Raw genomic sequence first — 23,938 nt, 5'->3', positions numbered from 1 at the left:
ACATTAAAGTATCGCATTATTAATAAGTTGTGATATAATACATTCTAGTCAATTTTGGGATAAGGAGTTTTATTATGAAAAACAATAAGCCGGATCTGAAAAACGTTGACCTTAAGGTCAAGACCTATAAGGAAATGAACAAAGAGGAGCTTCAGCGCGAAGTTGCTAACCTGAAGGCAGAGTACAAGAGATATCAGGATATGGATCTTACTCTGAATATGGCCAGAGGAAAGCCCTGCCATGAGCAGCTTGATCTTTCCATGGGACTTATGGATGCACTTAATTCTGAAGCTGATCTGTCCTGCGAAGATGGAACAGATTGCCGTAACTACGGTGTCCTCGATGGTATCCAGGAAGCAAAAGAGCTGATCGGTGCCATGATGGAGAACAGTCCGGACAACATTATCATATATGGTAACTCATCACTTAATGTTATGTATGACACAGTTTCTCGTGCTTATACACATGGTATCATGGGCAATACACCCTGGTGTAAACTTGATAAGGTTAAATTCCTTTGCCCGGTACCAGGTTATGACAGACATTTTGCCATCACTCAGTATTTTGGTATCGAGATGATTCCTGTACCCATGACTCCTACAGGTCCTGATATGGATATAGTTGAGAAGCTTGTATCTGAGGATGAATCAATAAAGGGAATATGGTGTGTGCCTAAGTATTCCAATCCGCAAGGGTACTCATATTCAGATGATACAGTAAGACGTTTTGCAAGACTTCGCCCCGCTGCAAGAGATTTCAGAATTTTCTGGGATAATGCATACGGCATTCATCATCTTTATGATGATGACCAGGATTATCTGATCGAGATCCTTGCTGAGTGTAAGAAGGCAGGAAGTCCCGATATGGTTTATAAGTTTTCATCCACTTCCAAGATCACATTCCCCGGAAGCGGAATTGCAGCTATAGCTACATCTCTTAACAATCTTGAAGAGATCAAGGCTCAGCTTACTAACCAGACTATCGGTCATGACAAGGTTAACCAGCTTCGTCACGTGCGTTTCTTTGGCGATATCAATGGTATGAAGGAACATATGAAGAAACACGCAGCTATCATCAGACCGAAGTTTGAGGCTGTTCTTGAGATCCTTGACAGAGACCTTGCTCCTTACGGGATCGGCGATTGGACAAGACCCAAGGGAGGTTACTTTATCAGCTTTGATGCTCCCGAGGGCTGCGCAAAGGCTATAGTAGACAGAGCAAAGAAAGCCGGTGTTACCATGACAGGCGCAGGTGCTACATATCCTTATAAGAAGGATCCTCATGATAGTAATATCAGAATTGCACCTACATATCCTTCGCTTGGTGATCTTCGTACAGCGATGGAGATTTTCACTGTCTGCGTAAGACTTGTTTATGCAAATAAACTTCTTAGTGAAATGGAATAAGATATGGCATTAGGATTTCCACCTATCAGCAAAAAAGATATGGAAGAAATGGGACTTTCACAGGTTGATTTTGTCTATGTGTGCGGCGATGCATATGTTGATCATTCAAGCTTTGGAAGTGCTATCATTACAAGAACATTGGAGGCTCACGGTTATAGCGTGGGCCTTATTTGTCAGCCTGATTTTAGGGATGAAAACAGCATTACGGTACTTGGTGAACCCCGTCTTGGATTTCTGGTATCAGCCGGAAACATGGACTCAATGGTTAATCATTACACTGTGGCCAAGAAAAGAAGGCAGACAGATGCATACAGTCCCGGTGGTGAGATGGGTAAGCGCCCTGACTATGCTACAATCGTATACTGTAACCTGATCCGTAAGGTATATAAGAAAAATCCCATAATCGTTGGAGGAATAGAAGCCAGCTTAAGGCGTCTTGGCCACTATGATTACTGGTCCAATAAGGTAAGACGTTCAATTCTTCTTGATTCAGGCGCAGATATCATATCCTATGGAATGGGAGAGATAAGCATAGTTGAGATCGCTGATGCTCTTGCATCCGGCATGGATGTTGCGGATATCACATTTATAAACGGAACAGTTTATAAGACAAGAGATGAGGAAAACATCTACGATGCCATAAAGCTTCCTGAGTTCGAAGAGATTAAGGAAGATAAGAAAAAGTATGCCGAAAGCTTTGGTATACAGTATAAAAACACTGATCCCTTTAACGGAAAACGTCTCTATGAGACCTATGATAAGAGTCTTTTTGTTGTACAGAATCCTCCTTCGAGGCCGCTTACTCAGCAGGAGTTTGACGATGTATACGAGAGGCCTTATATGAGGGCATGGCATCCTGTTTATGACAAAATGGGAGGCATTCCTGCTTTTAGTGAGATCAAGTTCTCCATATCATCTAACAGAGGTTGTTTTGGTGAGTGTAATTTCTGTGCGCTGACCTTCCATCAGGGCAGAATTGTTCAGGCCAGAAGCCATGAATCAATATTAAAAGAAGCAAAGATTTTCTTATCAGAGAAGGATTTTAAGGGTTACATCCATGATGTAGGCGGACCTACAGCTCAGTTCAGAAAGCCTGCATGTAAGAAGCAGCTTGTAAACGGCGCCTGTATGAATAAAAAGTGCCTGTATCCAAAGCCCTGTCCCAATATGGAAGTGGACCACAAGGATTATCTTAAACTCCTAAAGGAATTAAGAGAACTTAAAGGTGTTAAAAAGGTTTTTGTAAGAAGTGGAATAAGATTCGATTACCTCTTAGCAGATAAGGATGACTCATTCCTTAGGCAGCTTTGTAAGTATCATATAAGCGGACAGCTCCGTGTGGCCCCTGAGCACATTTCAGATAATGTTCTTTCCAAGATGGGAAAGCCTTCTGTCAGCGTATATGATAAGTTTATCGAGAAATTCGATAAGGTAAATAAAGACCTTGGACTTCAGCAGTATGCGGTACCTTACCTGATGTCATCACATCCGGGAAGTACCATTAAGGACGCCATAGCCCTTGCAGAGTATCTTTGTAAGCATAGACTTAATCCTGATCAGGTTCAGGACTTTTATCCTACGCCGGGAACGGTTTCTACATGCATGTATTACACAGGCATAGATCCACTCACCATGGAGAAAGTCTATGTAGCAAGAGATCCTCATGAAAAGGCTATGCAGAGAGCTCTTATTCAGTACAGGAGACCGGAGAACTACGAGCTTGTTAAGGAAGCTCTGCTTCGTGAGCACAGAGAAGATCTGATAGGCTTTGGTAAGGAATGCCTTATTCCGCCAAGAAAGGTTACAAATGATAAAGCCGCAGGAAGGTTTGGAAAATCAGGTAAGCTCGCCAATGGAAAAACCGGTAGCAGTAAAACGGGTAAAGGAAAAAGAGCATCCGGCAACAGAAATAACAGTTCTTCAAATAAGACTAAAGCTTCGGGAAAAAGGAAGAGAAAATAAAAAAAGCCCTATTAATGGAGGAGGAGCTGTAAGGTGGGGAACCTTACAGCCCTGGTATGAAAAAAGTTTTGTTGGGGGAGTCAGAAGTCTTCGCTTCTGATATGTTTATAATACATTTTAAATTTGACAAAAGTATGTACGAACCCTAAAAGAACAATAAGAAGTATTAGTAAAGGCTAAAGAAAATATTATAAAATCATAAACTATATTTTACATGCAAAATAGCGTTAAAATATGATTGTGAAAGGACTTAATTCAAATTTTTACGTAAATATCTGCAATTTACATCCCCCCAGGGGGCTTGTAAGTGAGTTGTATGCAATATTATACTCTTTTAGAAACGTGCTTATGACGATTTCGTTTCTATACATACACATGGAGGAGAAATAATTATGCATATGGCTGATGCACTGGTAACTCCCGCAGTTGCAGGAACAATGTACGTTCTTTCAACAGGAGCTGCCGCTTATTCAATCAAGAAAGTAAGACTTGAGGACGATCCGAAGAAAATCCCTGTAATGGGTGTAATGGGTGCTTTTGTATTCGCTACTCAGATGCTTAACTTCACAATTCCCGGAACAGGATCTTCAGGACATCTTTGCGGAGGTATGATGCTTTCAGCACTTCTTGGACCTTACGCAGGATTCCTTACTATGATAGGAGTACTTCTGATACAATGTCTGATGTTTGCAGACGGTGGTCTTTTGGCCCTTGGATGTAACGTCTGGAATATGGCCTTTTACGGGTGCTTTATTGGAGCGCTTCTCATTTGGAAGCCTATCATGAAAAAAGGAGTTACAAGAGGTAAGATAGTTCTTGCATCTATACTTGGTTGCGTGCTTACACTTCAGCTTGGCGCATTATCAGTTACACTTGAGACACTTGCTTCAGGAGTTACAGAGCTTCCTTTCTCTGTATTCCTTGCAACAATGCAGCCTATTCACCTTGCAATCGGTGCTGTAGAGGGACTTATTACAGCTGCTGTGCTTACTTTTGTAAATGAAGCAAGACCTGAGCTCTTATGGGGCGTAGGCGAGAACAAGAGCGAGAGCAAGCTTTCATTCAAGAAGACTATCATCGTTCTTGCTGTAGCTGCTGCACTTTGCGGCGGCGTTGTATCACTTTTTGCATCTGCTTTCCCGGATGGCCTTGAGTGGTCCATGGAGAAGGTAGCAGGCACATCAGAGCTTGAAGCTGATGGAAGCGTATATGAAACTGCTGAGAACATCCAGACTACAACTTCACTTTTACCGGACTACGCATTTAAGGACAGCGAAGCAGCTGTAGGAACAAGCTTCTCCGGAATCGTGGGTTCGCTCATGGTTGTTATCATACTTACACTGGTATGCTATGCATTTAAATTCTTTAAAAATGGTAAGAGTGTTCAGGAAAACTAATAACTCATAGCCATTTTTAAGAAATGGTTAGTTTTAATGGATTCAATTGAAAAGAAGTTAAACGAATTTAAAAGCATTGAAGAATTATGGCAGCGTTCTCATTGGATGAATGACCTTCATCCTTTGGGGAAGCTGCTTATTAGCGTTATATACATTTTTACTGTGGTGTCCATAAATAAATATGCTGTGACACCGCTGATTCTTATGTCTGTTTATATCATTTTCGGTTTTGTCATCGGAGAACTTTCATTTAAAACAGGAATTTACAGGATGAGGCTGATACTTCCACTGGTGATTTTTGTGGGAGTGCTTAATCCTTTTTTTGATAAAGAGGTACTGTTGCAGGTAGGAGATGTTGGGATCTCGAGAGGCGTTATCTCGATGTTTACCCTGATGTTAAAAGGGTTCTATGCTGTGCTTGCAACCTATATTCTTATAGCTACAACATCCATTGAAAAAATATGCTATGCGCTAAGCGTGCTGCATGTTCCTAAGATAATCGTAATAGTTGTGCTCCTGATAGGAAGATATTTTTATATAATGGGCGAAGAAGCTGACAGAATAGCTACGGCCTATAAACTAAGGGCTCCCCATCAAAATGGAGTTCATTACAGCGCATGGGGTACGCTTGTTGGTATGTGGCTCATTCGAAGTATGGACAGAGCTACAATCGTATACGAGAGCATGCTGCTTAGGGGCTTTAAGGGAGATTTTTCTTCTGAAAAAATAAAAGTAAGAGCGATAGATGTAATATATCCCATAGTCTGGATAACTATTTTTATACTTATAAGACACAGTTATTTGTTTTTATGAAGGATGTTTTGGAACGTGATTAAAACGACACGTGTAAGGCGCAGATAATAAAAAGGAAGTAAGGAATGCATACCGGAATACATGGTGAACTCTTAACAATTGAACATTTGAATTTTTCCTATGAAAAAAATCAGCAGGTTTTGTTTGATTTAAATTTACATGCCCATGATGGTGAGAGTATAGGACTTCTTGGGGCAAACGGCATAGGTAAGTCCACTTTATTAAAACTGCTTGTGGGGCTTTATCTTGACTATGACGGACGCCTTGAAATAGTAGGGCACGCAGTTAATAAGAAAAATCTAAACCATGTGAGAGAGCATATAGGCTATGTTTTCCAGGACTCTGACAGTCAGCTTTTCATGTCAACCGTAGAGCAGGACGTGTCTTTTGGCCCCAGGAATTACGGGCTTTCTGAGGATGAGGTAAAAAGAAGAACAGATGAAGCTCTTGCAAAGGTGCACATAGAGTATCTTAGAAACAAGCAGATCTACAAGCTATCCGGAGGTGAGAAAAAGCTAGCTGCCATCGCGACAATTTTATCCATGGAGCCTGATATAATACTTATGGATGAGCCCTCAATTGCCCTTGATCCAAGGAACAGAAGGAATCTTATCAATATATTAAATGAGCTTAAATGCCTTAAAATAGTTGCATCCCACGATCTTGATTTTATAATGGATACATGTGAAAGGGTTGTTCTTTTGCATGATGGTACTATAATAGCTGATGATAAAGCAGAGGTTATCCTGAGAGATAAGGAACTTTTAGAGAGTCACGGACTTGAGCTTCCCCTTAGATTTCAGAATTATTGATTAGATATAAAGGAAACAGAAATGAAGAAAAAACAGACACACACCCATGAGCATACCCATGAAGGTCACGAGCACGAACACAGCCATGGTGAACATGATCACGTTCATGAGCATAGTCATGAGGGACATGCACATGAGGAACACGAGCATGTTCATGATCACGGACATTTCCATTCTCCCGAGGAGAAGAAAAAACAGATAAACAGACTTAGCAGAGCCATAGGACATCTCAACCATGTAAAGCTTATGATAGAAAATGATGATGACTGCGCGGATGTTCTTATGCAGCTGTCCGCAGTGAACTCGGCTCTTAAGAATCTTGGTAAGGAAATAATTAATGAGCATATGACTCACTGCATCATACATGCCATCGAGGATGGTGATACAAGAGCTGTTGAGGAATTCCAGAAGGCAGTTCAGAAATTTATTTAATTTGCAATTCTGTTGCAGGGTGGATAAGACAGGTTATCTGTCATTGTTACCGGAATTATTTACAGATGAGGTGTTATGGATAATAAGAAAAAAACAGCACTTATAGCCATGAGCGGAGGCGTTGACAGCAGTGTGGCCGCAGAGCTTATGGCAAAGAGGGGCTTTTCCTGCATTGGTTGTACCATGCGATTATATGAAAATGACATGATAGGTGAGGACCTCTTTGGGACCTGCTGCAGCCTTAAGGATACCCAGGATGCAAGGGCTGTTACAGAGAAAATCGGAATTCCCTATTATATATATCATTATGAAAATGAGTTCAGGGAGATGGTAATCGAGCCCTTTGTTTGCAGCTATGAAAGGTGTGAGACTCCCAATCCCTGCATCAGATGTAATAAATATCTTAAATTCGACATCCTTTATAAAAAGGCAATGGAGCTTGGCTGCGAGTATATCGTGACAGGACACTATGCCAGAATAGAAGAGAAGGATGGCCATTTTTATCTTAAAAAAGCAGTGGATTTATCCAAGGATCAGAGCTATGTTCTCTACGACCTTACGGAAGAGCAGCTCTCCCACACGGTATTTCCTTTGGGCGATTTTCATAAGACTGATGCCAGAAAGATAGCCGAGGAGAATGAATTTGTCACATCACACAAGAGCGATTCCCAGGATATATGCTTTGTTCCTGACGGAGACTATGCAGCAATGATCAAGCGCTACAGAAATAAGGATTATCCAGGTGGCGACATAGTCGATAAGGATGGCAATGTCATTGGTCATCATAATGGACTGATCAACTACACTATCGGCCAAAGAAGAGGCCTTGGGGTAGCATCAGAGAAAAGGCTCTATGTGACCAAACTTGATATAGAGAAAAATCAGGTTGTTCTATCTGATAATGAGGATCTTTTCAAGACGGATCTTACTGTTCGCGATTTTCACTGGATCACGGGAGAACTTCCCAAGGGAGATATCAGATGCAGCGTGAAGATCAGATATAAACATAAGGAACAGCCTGCCACAGTTACCCTTCCTGAAAAAGAGGGCGGCGAAGCACACATTTCTTTCGATGAGCCGCAAAGAGCCATAACTGCCGGACAGTCAGCCGTATTATATGACGGGGATATTGTTCTGGGCGGCGGAATCATTGATCACGCTGATTAAATTCTAAAAAAGTAATTTGAAAAAAGGCCTGAATATGAATCGCCTACAAAAGTTAGCCTATATCAAACTTTTGTAGGCGGTGCATATCAGGTCTTTATTATTTCAATAAATGCGTGAAGAAGCCGTCCTGTAAATCCCCAGATTACCGGAGACGTATCCTTATAGATCCACATATCATACTTTTGTCCATGCCAGTTGTAGGTACTTTTGCCGCCTGTCACTAATTCTATTGGAAAGTCATCAGGCGGTATTACTTTGCGCTCCATTGGGTAGCATGATGGTTCATTCTCTATAAAATATGAGATTGGATAAGTAATTATTCTTTCCACCTCATCCGATGAAAAACCACCATTAAACTTCTTAACCAGGCAAACAAAAGGATAAACATATGCTCCCGTCGGTCCCGGCAGAGGCGACAACTGGCAGAGAATATCAAGATATTCATTGAAGCCTTTGATGGTATCTGATGTAGCGCCTAAACCAGCGCTTTCAGTGGCAGAGTCAGAAGAGATAGCAACAAGCACCTCCGGATACAACTCTTCCATAAACTCCCTTATGGCAGCATCCCTTGGACTTTCACCTTCCTCAATCTTACCTCCCGGGAAACATACCTCACCCGGTTGAAAACTAAGCTTGTGTGATCTCTCTTCAAATATCACATGCAGCTCACCATCAATTTCCACAAGCGGTATCATCACAGCATACTTACCATCAAACGATTCTTTAAAAGTTTTTAATGTATTAAGAATGTCTTCTTTACTCTTCATAATTTCCCTTTATTTATCATACTATTTCTGATTGTTATAATAGTTAATAGTACCAGATTCATGGTATAAATCACCTTTTACAATAGTTTATAAATCCACATATTATTAAATAATATAATCGTTTTATCACTTTACCTTGCTATACTAAAATGATAGCATATTAACATAATTTAATAAAAGAATAGCTGTGTGTGAATCGCATTTCATCTCCAAACAAATGCTTTAACATGCATGTTCCATGAAGCGGCTTTTGAACACGTCGGTACTTAGCATATGTCCTTTACAGGCTTAGTACCGCTACGTGTGAAACAGAGCGAAAGCGTCGGCTGAATGGAATATACATGTTAATAAGCACTGTTTGGAGATGAAATGCCCAAAAACACAGCCGTAGGGGAAGAAATGGACAGAAAAAGTATTATCATAAGGACTAGTATTATTGGAATCATCACCAATTGCCTTTTAGCAGGCTTTAAGGCAGCGGTCGGAATTTTGTCGGGATCGATTGCTATTGTACTTGATGCAGTAAATAACTTAAGTGATGCACTGTCATCCATAATTACAATTGTTGGAACAAAACTTGCGGGCAAAGCCCCTGACAGGAAACATCCCCTGGGATATGGACGAATTGAGTATATTAGTGCAGCCATAATATCCGTAATCGTACTTTATGCCGGCATTACTTCTTTTGTTGAATCTGTTAAAAAGATCATACATCCCGAGCTTCCAAGCTATGGCGTGCCTTCACTTATCATCGTGGCAGTTGCCATAGTGGTCAAGATAGTTCTTGGAACTTATGTTAAAAAGACAGGAGAAAAGGTTAATTCCGACTCCCTCATAGCATCAGGTGAGGATGCTAAGCTTGATTCTGTTATCTCAGCATCAACACTTATTGCAGCCATCATTTTTATTTTCAGCGGAATATCCCTTGAAGCATGGCTTGGTGCGATTATCTCAATCGTAATCATAAAGGCCGGTTCAGAGATGCTAAGAGATACTCTTTCTCAGATTCTTGGAGAGAGAATGAGCCCTGAATTTACTCAGGAGATAAAAAGAACAATCGCATCCTTCAAGGAAGTTAACGGTGCATATGATCTGCTTCTTCATAATTACGGTCCTGATAAGATCGTTGGCTCTGTACACATCGAGGTCCCGGAAGATATTACAATCAAGAGACTTGATTCACTTCAGCGAGAGATTGTAATGAAGGTTTATGAAGAGCATGGCGTTGCCATAGAGGCTGTCGGAATCTATTCTCAGAACAGTGATAATTCCGTTGCCGGCAAACTCCACAATGATGTTGTCAGAGTTGTGAAAAGGCATGAACATATAAAACAAATCCACGGCTTTTATCTTGATGAAGTCCGTGAGAGAGTATCCTTTGATATGGTTGTAACCTTCGATGAGAAGGATGTGGAGAAGCTTCGCAGAGACGTTTATGATGAGCTTAGAAAAGAATTCCCTGAATATGACTATATAATCAATATTGACAGGGATATTAGTGATTAAAATACTTGCAAAGCGCAGGGAATATGGTTTACAGTTTTATCTGTTGAAAAATTAAAACAAAGGAATGGTATGAAAAATGAGTAATGAGAGGGGAAGCTTTGGTTCAAGACTTGGTTTTATTTTGGTAAGTGCGGGATGTGCCATAGGTATTGGTAACGTATGGAAATTCCCGTATATCACAGGTGCAAACGGCGGCGCAATATTTGTTCTGTTTTATCTGTTATTTCTTGTGATCATGGGTGTGCCTGTTCTCACTATGGAGCTGGCTGTTGGAAGAGCAAGTGGTAAGACCATAGTAAGAGGATATGAGGCATTGGAAAAGCCCGGATCCAAGTGGCATATTCACGGCTGGGTCTGTGCACTTGGCTGCTATCTTCTTATGATGTATTACACCAATGTGTCAGGATGGATGCTTAATTATTTCTATAAGTTTGCCACTGGTAAATTCGATAGTGTTGCCACAGAAGCTGTTGGAGATGTCTTTGGAAATATGCTTGCAGATCCGTATGAGATGGGACTTTTCATGACACTCACAGTTGTTTTTGGATTTGGAGTTCTGCTTCTTGGAGTTGAGAATGGTCTTGAGAAGGTTACGAAGGTGATGATGATAGGACTTCTTGTTCTTATCATGGTTTTGGCAATTCACTCCATATCTCTTAAAGGCGCAGGAGAAGGTATTAAATTTTACCTGCTTCCCAGCATTGAAAGAGCAAAAGCGGTTGGTTTTGGCAAAGTTATTACAGCAGCCATGAATCAGGCTTTCTTTACGCTAAGTCTTGGTATCGGTGCAATTGAGATTTTCGGTAGCTACATGTCTAAAGATCATGCTCTTACAGGTGAATCCATCAGAATATGTGCGCTTGATACCTTTGTAGCTATTATCTCAGGACTTATTATTTTCCCTGCATGCTTTAGCTATGACGTTCAGCCTGATCAGGGACCTGCACTTATTTTCATAACTCTGCCCAAGGTATTTATCAATATGCCCATGGGAAGAGTATGGGGCACAATGTTCTTTATGTTTATGACATTTGCCAGCTTTTCAACAGTTACAGCTGTATTTGAGAATCTGATAGCGATAATTACAGATACTTTTGGAATCAGCAGGAAAAAGTCAATTTTTATCAACTGTATAGTGGTATTTATAACAAGTATCCCTTGTGTGCTTGGATATAACCTTTGGAGTAATCTCCACTTAATCGGAGGAAGGGACGTCCTTGATTCTGAGGACTTTATTGTAAGTAATATCCTTCTCCCTGTAGGTGCTCTTATTTTCCTTTTGTTCTGTGTAAGCAAGCGAGGATGGGGCTTTGACAACTATCTCGAAGAGACTAATACAGGCGAAGGAATGAAGATGTCAAAGGGATTCAAAACCTACTACAAATATATACTTCCGATTCTGATCCTGGTTATTATCATTCAGGGACTGGTTCAGTAATCTGATTGAGATAATAAAGCTCTGAATATCCAATAATTGAACAGCGACTAAAATAATGCAGTGAAACCATACATGAATTAATGGTTTCACTGTTTTTGTTTACTGAGGTTTTTCTTGTTTTTTTATAATTTATTACCAATTATTTAATTTAAGTGTTGGCAAGGTTCATATAGAATAAAGGTAGTTATTGAAAATGCGGGGTACCATGTATGGTTAATTGGAATTTCGATTATGTTATTCCAAGCCTGTTGATGCTAGTTGTAATCATGGGCTTCTATTTTGCGCTTCCCAGATTGCCAATAAGAATGAATAAGCTGTTTCTGGCGATTCTGGTAAATGAAGCTGTAGTAATCCTTTCTGATATCATATCAAGCTGGGCAGATAATAATTATCAGAATATATCTTCGCCTATATTGGTACTATTAAACGCGGTCTTCTTTATTTCATTCGCTGCAAGAATGTATTTGTATTATTGTTTTACTGCAGCGCTTCTTAGGGTCGACACCTATGCTAAAAGAATTCACACAGTAATCATAGCCCTTCCTATTCTTTTTCTTCAGCTTTTAGTTCTTATAGGCTTTGTTCATGGCACAATCTTTTATATTGATGATACAGGATATCACAGAGGACCTTTCCATGTTCTTATCTATGTGGTTTCGTTTTTCTATGTCATCTATTCGTTTTTTATCATGCTCAAATTAAGGGACAGGATCAGAAGAAAAAGAGAGAGATATGGAATTTTCTTCTTTAATATCATCATATTTGTCGGGCTTATCTTTAGATATGCTTTGCCTAAAGTGCTACTGTTTGATACCTTCTGCATGATGTCGGACATGGTAATTTATCTGGTATTTGCCAACCCCGAAGGATTTCTTGAAAGACGAAGCTACACCTTTAATTCCAAGGCCCTTAGGAGCTATGTCGAAGAAAATCTTGGAAAGGGCGGCTTTAAAATGCTGGCCTTCATTCTGAATGACTATCATGATATGCGTGAAATTTACGGCGGTGTTCAGATGGATCAGGGTATTTCCCTCATTTCTGCGCACCTCATCAAATGCTATCCTAAGTGTCTCAATTTTTATTACAACAACGGAAGGTTTATTATTCTTGGAGATAACAGGACAGAATTCGAGGTTATTCATGAGGAGCTGAGAAACAGATTTAAACTCCCATGGCGTGCTTTTAATGCCGAGCTGTATTTGGATGCCTGCTATGCACTTCTTGATTGCAACAAGAATTATAAAAGTGTAGATGAAGTTTTCAATACACTGAATCTTCTTTTAGAAAAAACAGAAAGTATAGGTGATGACTACAACATAGTCTCAGACGAGGGAACGCTGCAGGATTATGAAGACAGACTTGAAGTAAAAAAAGCACTGGAGTATGCCGTTGATAATGACAAAGTGGAAGTTTTCCTGCAGCCCTTTATGGATTCAAAGACCAGAAAAGTTATAGGAGCAGAAGCACTTTCAAGAATAAGGGACAGTGCCGGAAAAATAATACCACCCGGCGAATTTATACCGATTGCTGAGATGAACGGCCGAATAAATCAGCTTGGAGAGCAGGTATTTGAAAAGGTATGCAGGTTCATATCTGAAAATGACATAGAGACTATGGGTCTTGAATTTATCAATGTAAACCTGTCACCTATCCAGTTTATGCGCGCAGACCTTGTAGACCGCTTCACATCAATTATCAATAAATATGATGTAAATCCGGAGTTAATTCATCTGGAGATTACAGAGGTATTTATGATCGATGAATTGCAGATGGAAAGGCAGATCAACATATTGCAGAGTTCCGGCTTCAAATTCGTCCTTGATGATTATGGTAAAGGCTACTCGAACCTTTCACGAATGAAGAGGAGTCCGTTTGTAAATATCAAGCTGGATATGGAGGTTGTTTGGGATTATTGCAATGAACCCGATGTTTTCATCCCTATGATGGTAAAGGCCTTTAAGGAGATGAATCTTGGAATTACCGCGGAGGGTATCGAGACAGAGCAAATGGCTGATGCTATGACAGATATCGGAGTTGATTATCTTCAGGGAATGTTGTTTTCACCTCCGATTCCTGAAGATGAATTTGTAAAAAAATACTCATCGAAATAAGTTATTTGCATAGTGTGAACACGAAGAGTTAATTTATCAAATTCTTTTAATCGGCAGCTTTAAGGAGCTGTCGATTTTTGTAGTGGAAAGGTGTATTATAGAACGGTCGGGCAAGCGACAAATTTTCGAGTTTTTAAGGTAGAGATATGACTAAGTTAATATTATTTATTTTTAATTCTGTTTTATTGGGCGTAGGTCTTGCTATGGATGCTTTTTCCGTATCTATAGCCAATGCCATGGCAGAGCCGGGTATGAAGCAGAAAAAGAAAATTCTGATAGCAGGTACCTTTGCGGGCTTTCAGTTTTTGATGCCGATGATCGGATGGCTTTGCGTACATACAGCAGCTGAGTATTTTAATGCTTTTCAGAAGTTTATTCCCTGGATTGCACTTATACTTCTGTGCTATATAGGCGGCAAGATGCTGATAGAAGGCATTCAGGAGCAGAAGGGTGATGAACCTTCAGAAGTTGCCGCTGTAAGAAAAAGAGAGCTTTTGGTGCAGGGCGTTGCAACTTCCATCGATGCGCTCTCTGTAGGCTTTACAATAGCGGATTATTCAGCTCTTATGGCTTTTGCTGCATCCGTTATCATTGCAGTGGTTACTTTTGCAATCTGCATTATCGGACTTAAGATCGGAAGGAAATTCGGCCTTAAGCTTGCAGGAAGAGCAACGATATTCGGTGGAATTATTCTCATCGGAATAGGCATAGAGATATTTGCTAAAGGATTTTTCGGATTATAATATTTTATAAAGAATCAGAAGCGGGGAATAAAAAATGGCCAAGATTACCAGGTTGGAACAGCTTACAACAAACAAATTCCTGAACCTTTTTCATGCAAAGGGTGTGAATGATAAGGGATATGAGAGTAACTACTTTATAGCATCCAGGAATAAAGATAAGTCAGGTCTTATGATCACTACCCATGAGAATGAGGCAGACGGAGTCGGAATATATGCTCTTTATGGTGAGAAGCACGATAAGGTTGTAATGGTGAAGCAGTATAGATATCCCATAGACGGTTACATTTATGAATTTCCCGCAGGACTTTGCGAGAAGGGAGAGGATTACAGGGAAGCTGCTGTAAGAGAACTTCACGAGGAGACAGGTCTTGTTTTTCATCCTATAGATGCCAAAAAGATGTACGAAGCTCCGCGTTTTTCATCTGTTGGAATGACGGACGAATCTGTGGCCATGGTATATGGATATGCAGATGGTGAAATCACGGATAAGTACCAGGAGGCAGCAGAGGAGATTCAGGTAGTGATTGCAGACAAAGATGAAGTCAGAAGGATTCTTAAGGAAGAGCATGTAGCAATGCCCGCCGCTATGCAATTATATCATTTCCTTGCAGATGAAGATCCTTTTGCATTCCTTAATATTTGAGAGGACTACGCCATGTCAATCAGAGAGAATCTTGAAACAGTAGAAAAAAACATACAGGCAGCCTGTGACAGAGCAGGCAGAGACAGGAGTGAGGTTACTCTTATTGCCGTAAGCAAGACCAAGCCCGTATCTGACATCAGAGAAGCCATGGACTGCGGAATTACTGTTTTTGGTGAAAACAAAGTCCAGGAGATCAGGGATAAGACAGAAGAGATCAAAGAGCCTCTTAACTGGCATATGATAGGTCATCTTCAGACCAATAAGGTTAAGTATCTTCCGGGAAAAGTGTGCATGATCCATTCCGTGGACAAGATGAGCCTTGCAGAAGAAATTGAGAAGCAGGCAGCAAAGCATGATCTTGTTATGGATGTCCTTTGCGAGGTTAACATGGCAGGAGAGGATTCCAAGTTTGGTCTTTCTCCGGAGAAAGCACCTGATTTTGTAAAAAGTATTGCAGCTTTCCCGCACATAAGAGTAAGAGGCCTTATGACCATCGCACCCTATACAGATGATCCTGAGACCAACAGACCCTACTTCAAGGCCCTTAAGAAGATGCTGGACGACATCAATTCTGAAAACATCGAAGGCCTCCACCTGGACACTCTTTCCATGGGCATGACAGGCGACTACGAAGTGGCCATCGAAGAGGGCGCCACCTTTGTCCGCGTTGGCACAGGCATCTTCGGCGAACGTAACTATAATATTTAAAAATATGAATACTGATATATATCCAACCCCGCCCATCTGTGGTGATTATATCCTCGACCAAATATTATCAAAGACTATATTTTAATATCGAGGATAACGAATCCACAGATGGGCGGGGTTGGATAATAAAGCAGTACACGATTTTATGTAAAATTCATATTTATTTTATTGATGATATCTTGTTCGACCTTTAGAATAAATTTATAAGTTATTAAACTAAGGGGAATCAGATGCTTAGGACGATGCCATTAACGAAAAACCTCACATTGGAGCAGATCAATCATCTGATAGATACCGGTCATGCCTTTATTTCTCCCTTTGGCCTTAACAGGACTGCTTATATTGTCATCAATCACAAACCCTTTATGGTTGTTGTGACTGATATTTCCATCAATGCAATACAGCTGTCCGGGTCCTGGTACAATTGGGATGAACTTGAGAAAATGGGCGGTGTTTTTGAGTCTGAATTTGAAGCCCTGAAAGCCGTGGCCGGCGGGGCATAAATTAAATTAAATGAAATAGTTTAAGGGAAGTACAGGCATTATAACCTGTACTTTTTTAACAAAAGAAATAAACACAAAATGGTAAAGTATTATGGAAAAAATCTCTATTTCTGATCATTTCACAGTAAAAAAAATCCTTCTGTTTGCACTTCCCTGTATTGGGATGCAGCTTGTGGATAATACTTATCAGGTTGTTGATGGATATTTCATCTCCAATTTTCTTGGAGAAGATGTATTTGCTGCGGAAAACATGATATTTCCTCCTCTGGCGCTACTTATGTCTATAGGGCTTGTAGTGGGAGCAGGCGGAAGTGCCATAATAGCATCCTATCTTGGTGAAGGAATGGAAGACAAAGCAAGGCAGACACTGTCCATGCTAAGTACTATCCTGCTTATAGTCGGCAGTATCATTTCTGCTGTTTCTTTTGTTTTCATGCACGGAATAGCCGTGATTGCAGGTGCCACAGAAGACCTGGTGGATTATTGCGCTGTATATGGTCGCATACTTGCAGTCTTTATGCCTGTCCAGATGATGAATTATGCATTCCAGGAGTATCTTGTGGCGGCGGATAATGGGAAACTGGGTTTCTTTGTATCTGTAGTTAATGCCGTGACGAATATTATTCTGGATTTTCTGTTTGTGGGATTTTTTGGATGGGGGCTTTGGGGTGCAGCTCTGGCTACGGGCATTGCCTGGTGTGTCAGCTGCATGGTAGCCATTAAGTATTTTGCGGACAGAAATCATAAACTACATTTTGCTGGATTTCATGTTAATTATAAAGATGTCTTTCAAGCCCTTGGAAATGGTTCATCAGAGATGGTGGATGCTGTTTCCTATGTAATTGTGGCAATTATTTTTAACAGACGTCTGGTAACACTTCTCGCCGCAAGGGGCGTAGCTGCTTATGCTGTCACTGAATATGTGACCGGCGTTTTTGCAGCTATTTTTATGGGACTTGGTATTGCGATGATACCGGTTATAGGATACCGTTACGGCGAGAAAAATTTCGAGGAACTAAAAGGACTTAGAAGAGAAGGTCTTAGGCTTTCCCTTATATTTGGCATCTCCATGATGCTGATAGCACTCCTGCTTAGTGGTATCATTGCAGATATTTTCGTGGGCTATGATCCGCAGCTAAAGGATATGGCAGTTTATGCCTTGAGAATATGTGCTTTAGCATATGCTCTTAGCGGGATCAATATGTTTTCCTCATCTTTTTTTACAGGTATATCTGATGGGCTAGCCTCAGCACTTATTGCAGCTTCCAGGAGCTTTGTGATGCCCATTATATTAATTTTTGTTCTGCCCCTTATGTTTGGGCATGACGGAATATGGTATACGACTCTTGTAGCTGAAGTGATCACCACAATAGTTGTCTTTACACTTTTCGAGTTAAGATTTAGCAAAGGAATAAAATGGGGGAGAGAGTAATATGTTTATAAAAGCTTTTCTTGAACAAACTAAAAAGAATCCTTCCAATATGGCTGTATGCGATATCTGCGGCGGATATTCATATAAGACGTTAAATGAACGCTCTTCTCATATTGCAAAGGTGCTTTTGGAATCCATTCCGGAAGATGCAAAGCACAGGAGAGTTGCTGTTTATCTGTCAAGAAGCAGGGATTATATAGCCTCGCTTATTGCTATTTTAAGGGCCGGATGCTGTATTGTCCCTATTGACGGTGAATATCCCATAGAGAGAGCGGCAACCACTATAGATAGTTCAGAATGTAGTGTAGTACTGACTGATAACAACTCTGCCCTGGATATTAGTGGGACTAAGATCATTTCTATGGACACTCTTTTTGATGATGAAGATTTTTCCTTCAATGGGGAGCTGGATCTGTCAGGACCTGATTTAGAGGGAATGATATTGTTTACATCAGGTTCAACCGGGAAACCCAAAGGTGTCATACACAGACAGGAAGTGTTTGATTTTCCTGTGAATATAGTAAAAGAGGTTGCTGGTGTAGATGAGTCGCTTCATACCATGTGCATTGCAGGCTTTAATTTCATAGCCAGCTTTCTTGATATTACACCGCCCCTTTCCTGTGGCGGAAGTGTATATATTGCCAATGAGGTTGAACGTAAGAATTTTGATATGCTTCATGCACTTATAGATAAGCGGGGGATTACCGGAATGTTTATTTCACCGCAGATGTATGGAGTTATGACCAGAATATATGGTGAATTAAACCTGGACTATGTGCTTCTGGCAGGGGAAAAGGTTGAACCCTCATATCTTACGGGCAAAAATGAGTGGGAGCTGTATGGATCCACAGAGGTTCCGGGAGTACTTATGCACAGAGCAGGGGATGGTATGCCGGGATCACTGGGCGGTAGCTGTGACAGAACAAATGCATTTCTCTATGATGACGAGGGAAATGCGATAGCTGATACAGATATAATTGGGGAGCTGCGGGTATCAGGCTCATATGTGGCACTTGGATACTGCGGCCTTGAAGAAGAAACGAAAAAAAGGTTTTTAAGAGATCCTGAGAATAAAGAGCATGCGCTGTTCTGCACAGGAGACTACATGGCATATGGCGAAGATGGCAGCTTTATATTCCATGGCAGGAAGGACCGCATGGTGAAGATCCGTGGATACCGTGTAGAGCTTGGAGAAGTGGAACAGGTACTTAGAAACTATGATGGGATGGAAGAGATCGCCTGCGTTGATGTAAGGGTTAACGGCAATGATAATGTTTGCTGTTATTATACCGGGGCAGAGGCATCCCCGGAGGCTGTTAAGAATTATGCAGCCAAAACTCTTCCTGAATACATGATACCGGAGTTTATTGTGCATCTGGATGAGATGCCAAGAAATGAAAGAAACAAAATAGATTATCCTGCCCTTAAGAATCGGGAAATAATTACCGCTGAGGCTGAATACGAACCGCCATGTACAGAACTTGAAGAAATAATCTGTGATGCCTTTGCGTCTGTTCTTGAGATGGACAGAGTCAGTGTCCTTGCGGATTTCTTTGAATTTGGCGGAACATCCTTAAGCGCTGCCCTTCTTATCAGTAAGCTGGGTGAAAAGGGTTATGCTCCTTCATTTCAGGATATATTGGCGAATCCCACACCGAGAGATCTTGGCACTTTTCTGGATTCACACAGGTCAGCCTACAGACCATCCATGGACAGAGAGTATTATCCTCTTACAAAGACTCAGCTTGGAATCTATCTTGAAAGTCTGACAGGTGGTAGTAAGGAGACCTATTCTTCTTCATATCTTGCAAGGGCTGCTGAGGGAGTTGAAGCTGGAGCACTGATAAATGCAGTTCGCAGGGTTATAGAGGCACACCCCTGCGTAAAATATATTATTAAGAATGATAAAGATGGTATGCCCCATATGGTGCTGGTACCTGATGCGCAGATAGACATACCTGTTATAGAAGGCAGGGATGAGGACAGGCTGGATTTTATGAAGAATTTTATACCTGTTGTCCCCATGATGAATGAGCTTTTATTCCATTTTGCGGTATACAGGACAGAGAGCAGATGCTATCTGGCGATAAAGTCCCACCTTATTTTCTTTGACGGAACAGCTATCAGCCTCTTTATTGCGGAGATGAACAGAGTCCTGTCAGGAGGTGAGCCCATAGGTGAGGATTTCTCCATACAGCAGGTTGGTATGTATGAAGAAAGGCTCCTTGCTGATGGTTCCCACGATAAGGCAAGGCAATACTACCTGGATCTTTTCAAGGATTTTGAAGATGTTCCTGCTCTTATGGGTGACCTTAATGGTCAGCTTACCCCCGGCGTTAGTGAAAATCTAAGGTTTGAGCCGGGAGACCTTAAGGCCGCAGAAGTGAAGGCATTCTGTGACAGGCTTCATATATCTGAGAGCAGCTTCTTCCAGGGGGCTATGGCAATTTTGCTTGGCAAATATCTAAACAGTAAATATGTGTCATTTTCCACCGTATATAATGGCAGAGGTCTCTCTGAGATGAATAACACCATGGGTACGCTTATTAAACGTATTCCTGTATGCGGTGATCTAAGTAAGGACATTTCCGTAGACGAATTCCTTAAGAAGATCAGTAAGCAGCTGTTTTCATCCATGTCAAATGACATATATTCTTTTGATGAAGTATTAAAGAACTGCCCTGTGAATGAGGATGTGGAATTCATATATCAGGGTGATCTTTTTACGGATAAGATGGGTACAGCTGCAGGAAAAAGCCTTCTTGAAGGCGACAAGTGGTTTATGGAGCATTACCATACAGGAATGGTAACAGGCTGCATGTCTATCCAGTTTTTCTCTACAGACGGGCTCTATAACATGACCCTGGAATATAGGAATGAAAGGTTCTCTGCTGATTATGTGAGACGATTTGCAAAAGATCTCTTTGCAGTTGCCAGGGGGCTTATGAAGGCTCACTCTATAGGTGAAATATCTATTTTATCTGATGAGGATAAAGGGAAACTTGCATCCTTTAATGACACGGCCGTTGATATCGGCTTTAAGCCTGTGCATATACAGATTCATGAGCATGCTGTAAATAAGCCTGATAAGATTGCCGTTATAGCAGATGGTAAAAAGCTATCATTCCGTGAACTTGATCTTATAACTAACAGGTTATCTCAGATTCTGCGAAAAGAGAAGGTTCAGGCTGACAGTCTTGTGGGAGTTCTTTTTGACAGGCAGATATGGGCATATGTGGCTGAAATTGCAATACTTAAGGCAGGCGGAGCCTTTGTGCCCTTTATTACGGATTATCCGGATGACAGAATCCTTTTCTGTATGGATGATGCAGACAGTAATATACTGCTGACCACAAAAGCTGCCGTGAAGGATCGTGACCTTGATAATAAGGGTTTTAAGCTTCTGACTCTTGAAGCGCTGCTTGGATCTGAACTGGAAGAGATCGCTTGTGATGATAGCTATGATAATGTAGAACTGGCAGATTCAGATAAAACAGATCTTGCATACTGTATCTATACCTCCGGTTCCACAGGTCGTCCTAAAGGTGTAATGATAGAACACCAAAATATAGCTAACTACGTGCACCGGAATGAGAAATCTCTTGAGATCATGTATTATGCAGAGCCTGAACGGGTGAATCTGGCTATAGCAGCATTTTCCTTTGATGTCTCCGTTGTGGAGGAGTTTGTTCCCCTTTGTAACGGCAATACGGTTGTTATCGCTACAGAGACGGAGATCCATAATCCGGGCGACTTTGCAAAACTTGTCAGAGAAACAGGGGCAAATGGTATAACCTGTACCCCGACTTATCTTCTAAGTCTCCTGGAGATTCCGGAAAGCAGAGAGGCTATAGGTCAGTTTACATTTTTGGATATAGGAGCTGAGGCTTTCCCTATACAGCTATACAGTAAGCTCAGGGAACTTAGAGATGACAGTGTAATACTAAATGTCTATGGTCCGACGGAATGTACTATGGGCTGCGCTGCTGTAGTGATGGATGGAAGCGAAGTGGTAACGGTTGGACCACCTATAGCCAATACATATTTTTATGTATCAGATACCTTTGGAAATGAGCTTCCTGTGGGAATGAAGGGTGAGCTCATAATATGCGGCGATCAGGTTGGAAGGGGATATGTAAAACTTCCGGATAAGACGGCAGCAGCCTTCTTTACCCATGACGGGATGAGGGCGTATCACAGCGGAGATCTGGCTGCATGGACTGAAGACGGCGAAGTAAGGATATTTGGAAGACTTGATAATCAGATAAAACTAAGAGGCTTCAGAATCGAACTGGATGAGATAGAGAAGGTTATGTCTGAGTATCCCGGAGTTGCGACAGGTGCTGCGGTAGTTAAAAAGAATGGAAGCCTGGAGTATCTGGCAGGCTACTATACTGCTTCTGCGTCAGTTTCTGAAGCAGAGTTAAAAAAGCATATGATGGATAAGCTTCCGGAGTATATGGTTCCGTCAGTTATCATACAGCTTGATAAGATGCCTCAGACCAGTAATGGCAAGGTGGACAGGAAGGCTTTGCCTGATCCTGATATTCAGGAAATGAAAGCTGAATATGTTGCGCCGAATACGCCTGAGGAAAAGGCCTTGTGCGCTGCATTTGCAAAAGCGCTTTCGCTGGAGAATGGCAGCGTTGGCATACTGGATGATTTCTTTGATCTTGGCGGCGATTCACTTAAAGCTATGGTAGCTCTGGCGGAGAGTCACCTTGATGGACTTACTGCAGCAGATATCTTTCAGCTTAGGACTCCTTCAAACATTGCCAGGGAACTGGAAAACAGATCTGCAATGGAAAATCTTGATGACAGGGATACCAGAGCCAGGGGAGAATCTCATATGCTGACTCCCATGCAGGTGGAAATGGTTGATCTGCAGTTGTTTAGCCCTGATTCTACCATGTGGAGCAATACTCATTTCCTTGTGAGGTTCGATGAAAGGATTGATGCAGACAGACTTTGCGATGCAGTAAACAGAGCAATTGATAATCATCCCGGATTGTCCGTTAAGTTTTATTTTGATGAAAACAGCGAACTGAGGCAAAAATATGAGCCAGGGCTTGTACCTAAGGTGGTGGTTAAAGATATCATGCCATCTACAGAAGAAAGTCTGTCCCAGGTACTTGTGCTGCCCTTTAGAAAAATACTGGATTCATGCCTTTGCAAGGTTAATGTATTTAAGGGGCAGAAGGGAACCTACCTGTTTATGGATGTGCATCATCTTCTTATGGATGGAGGATCCCTTGGAGTCATACTGGGAGATATAGTTAATGCTTACTTTGGAAGAGAACTAAAAAGAGATTACTATTTTGCTCTGATTGAACAGGAAGAAGAGCGCATAAAGTCCGGAAAATATGAAGAGGACAGGAAATATTATACGGAGCGGTACGGACAGGATAAGTGGTGCAGGAGTCTTGATACAGATGATGGCACCAGGGATATCAGTTTAGAAAACAGAATGAAGAGACTTTCTTTTGATGCTGATAAAGTCCAAGCTGCCGAGAAGAGGAGCGGTGCCACCATATCAGTCATGGCAATAGCAGCAGCTTTAAAAGCACTTTCTAAAGCCACAGGTAAAAATAATGTTATGACAAACTGGATATTTAATAACAGACTTTCGCCGGAATCAGAGAGCAGCGTCGGAATGCTTATTAAAAATCTTCCGGTGGCTGTGAGGATGGATGAAATAGAATCTGACAGGGAACTTCTATTGACGGTTAAGGAGCAGGTTGCATCGGGAATTGCCCATAATTCATACGATTACCTTGCAAGTGATCTTCAGCCCTTTAAGAATGAATGGATGGAGGTTAACCTTCAGCTTGGTATTAATGGTTCTGAGCTGGATGAACTTGATCCGGAGCTGATAGAACTGGAGGATGAATTCTCTGTAGCGGCAGGATGCCTGGAACTTGAGCTTCTTGAAAATGAGTATGGAGATGGAGGATATGATTCAGAGATGGAATATGCAGGACAAATGCATGACAGGGCTGTTATGGAGAGGTTCCACGATCTGTATGTAGAGATTCTTGAAAACATGGTTAATGGTTGATTCACAGAAAAAGTGCCGATGTTGGATGCATCGGCACTTT

17 protein-coding genes are annotated in these 23,938 nt (G+C 41.3%); 16 read left to right on the top strand and 1 reads right to left on the bottom strand.

Features of this window, described 5'->3' with window-relative positions:
• Positions 1 to 74 precede the first annotated feature (74 nt).
• The 7 genes from G610_RS0117485 to mnmA all read left to right on the top strand — a co-directional run bounded on the left by G610_RS0117485 (position 75) and on the right by mnmA (position 7,989).
• On the top strand, positions 75 to 1,406 hold the full coding sequence (locus G610_RS0117485; RefSeq protein ID WP_051198099.1) for an aminotransferase: 1,332 nt from the start codon (positions 75 to 77) through the stop codon (positions 1,404 to 1,406).
• A 3-nt stretch (positions 1,407 to 1,409) separates the two neighbouring features.
• Entirely contained in the window at positions 1,410 to 3,368 is a 1,959-nt protein-coding gene (locus tag G610_RS0117480) for a YgiQ family radical SAM protein (protein ID WP_026525805.1), read from the top strand.
• Positions 3,369 to 3,760: 392 nt separating this feature from the next.
• Positions 3,761 to 4,765, top strand: a complete 1,005-nt coding sequence (locus G610_RS0117470; protein WP_026525804.1) for an energy-coupling factor ABC transporter permease — start codon at positions 3,761 to 3,763, stop codon at positions 4,763 to 4,765.
• Between the two features lie 36 nt (positions 4,766 to 4,801).
• Complete coding sequence (gene cbiQ, locus G610_RS0117465) at positions 4,802 to 5,578, top strand: cobalt ECF transporter T component CbiQ (RefSeq protein WP_026525803.1); 777 nt, start codon at positions 4,802 to 4,804, stop codon at positions 5,576 to 5,578.
• A 65-nt stretch (positions 5,579 to 5,643) separates the two neighbouring features.
• On the top strand, positions 5,644 to 6,390 hold the full coding sequence (locus G610_RS0117460; protein WP_035797895.1) for an energy-coupling factor ABC transporter ATP-binding protein: 747 nt from the start codon (positions 5,644 to 5,646) through the stop codon (positions 6,388 to 6,390).
• Positions 6,391 to 6,411: 21 nt separating this feature from the next.
• Positions 6,412 to 6,822: a metal-sensing transcriptional repressor gene (locus G610_RS22825; protein WP_026525801.1), complete on the top strand. Its 411-nt coding sequence runs from the start codon at positions 6,412 to 6,414 to the stop codon at positions 6,820 to 6,822.
• A gap of 75 nt (positions 6,823 to 6,897) precedes the next feature.
• Positions 6,898 to 7,989 carry a tRNA 2-thiouridine(34) synthase MnmA gene (mnmA, locus tag G610_RS0117450; RefSeq protein ID WP_026525800.1) on the top strand — a complete coding sequence of 364 codons (1,092 nt, stop codon included), beginning with the start codon at positions 6,898 to 6,900 and terminating at the stop codon, positions 7,987 to 7,989.
• Positions 7,990 to 8,075: 86 nt separating this feature from the next.
• On the opposite strand, the gene G610_RS0117445 is transcribed toward mnmA, so the two are convergent.
• Positions 8,076 to 8,756: an NUDIX hydrolase gene (locus G610_RS0117445; protein ID WP_026525799.1), complete on the bottom strand. Its 681-nt coding sequence runs from the start codon at positions 8,754 to 8,756 to the stop codon at positions 8,076 to 8,078.
• Between the two features lie 369 nt (positions 8,757 to 9,125).
• Between G610_RS0117445 and G610_RS0117440 the strand changes: the two genes are divergently transcribed.
• From G610_RS0117440 to G610_RS0117400, 9 genes are all read left to right on the top strand, one after another.
• Entirely contained in the window at positions 9,126 to 10,262 is a 1,137-nt protein-coding gene (locus G610_RS0117440; RefSeq protein WP_242829676.1) for a cation diffusion facilitator family transporter, read from the top strand.
• Between the two features lie 76 nt (positions 10,263 to 10,338).
• Positions 10,339 to 11,700, top strand: a complete 1,362-nt coding sequence (locus tag G610_RS0117435; RefSeq protein ID WP_026525797.1) for a sodium-dependent transporter — start codon at positions 10,339 to 10,341, stop codon at positions 11,698 to 11,700.
• 209 nt (positions 11,701 to 11,909) lie between these two features.
• Positions 11,910 to 13,811: an EAL domain-containing protein gene (locus G610_RS0117430; RefSeq protein ID WP_026525796.1), complete on the top strand. Its 1,902-nt coding sequence runs from the start codon at positions 11,910 to 11,912 to the stop codon at positions 13,809 to 13,811.
• Between the two features lie 146 nt (positions 13,812 to 13,957).
• Positions 13,958 to 14,554 carry a manganese efflux pump MntP gene (locus G610_RS0117425; RefSeq protein ID WP_026525795.1) on the top strand — a complete coding sequence of 199 codons (597 nt, stop codon included), beginning with the start codon at positions 13,958 to 13,960 and terminating at the stop codon, positions 14,552 to 14,554.
• Between the two features lie 34 nt (positions 14,555 to 14,588).
• The gene (locus tag G610_RS0117420) at positions 14,589 to 15,197 is read left to right on the top strand and encodes an NUDIX hydrolase (RefSeq protein ID WP_026525794.1); all 609 of its coding nucleotides are present in this window, start codon (positions 14,589 to 14,591) and stop codon (positions 15,195 to 15,197) included.
• A gap of 12 nt (positions 15,198 to 15,209) precedes the next feature.
• Positions 15,210 to 15,905 carry a YggS family pyridoxal phosphate-dependent enzyme gene (locus tag G610_RS0117415; RefSeq protein ID WP_026525793.1) on the top strand — a complete coding sequence of 232 codons (696 nt, stop codon included), beginning with the start codon at positions 15,210 to 15,212 and terminating at the stop codon, positions 15,903 to 15,905.
• A 230-nt stretch (positions 15,906 to 16,135) separates the two neighbouring features.
• On the top strand, positions 16,136 to 16,408 hold the full coding sequence (locus G610_RS0117410) for a hypothetical protein (protein WP_026525792.1): 273 nt from the start codon (positions 16,136 to 16,138) through the stop codon (positions 16,406 to 16,408).
• A 91-nt stretch (positions 16,409 to 16,499) separates the two neighbouring features.
• Positions 16,500 to 17,840, top strand: a complete 1,341-nt coding sequence (locus G610_RS0117405; protein WP_026525791.1) for an MATE family efflux transporter — start codon at positions 16,500 to 16,502, stop codon at positions 17,838 to 17,840.
• Between the two features lies 1 nt (position 17,841).
• Positions 17,842 to 23,898, top strand: a complete 6,057-nt coding sequence (locus tag G610_RS0117400) for a non-ribosomal peptide synthetase (protein WP_026525790.1) — start codon at positions 17,842 to 17,844, stop codon at positions 23,896 to 23,898.
• Positions 23,899 to 23,938: the final 40 nt, after the last annotated feature.

It is taken from the genome of Butyrivibrio sp. MB2005 (genome assembly GCF_000424285.1).
Lineage (GTDB): Bacteria > Bacillota > Clostridia > Lachnospirales > Lachnospiraceae > Butyrivibrio.
The sequence above is the reverse complement of the archived record's forward strand: the minus strand, read 5'-3'. Positions and strand labels throughout refer to the sequence as shown.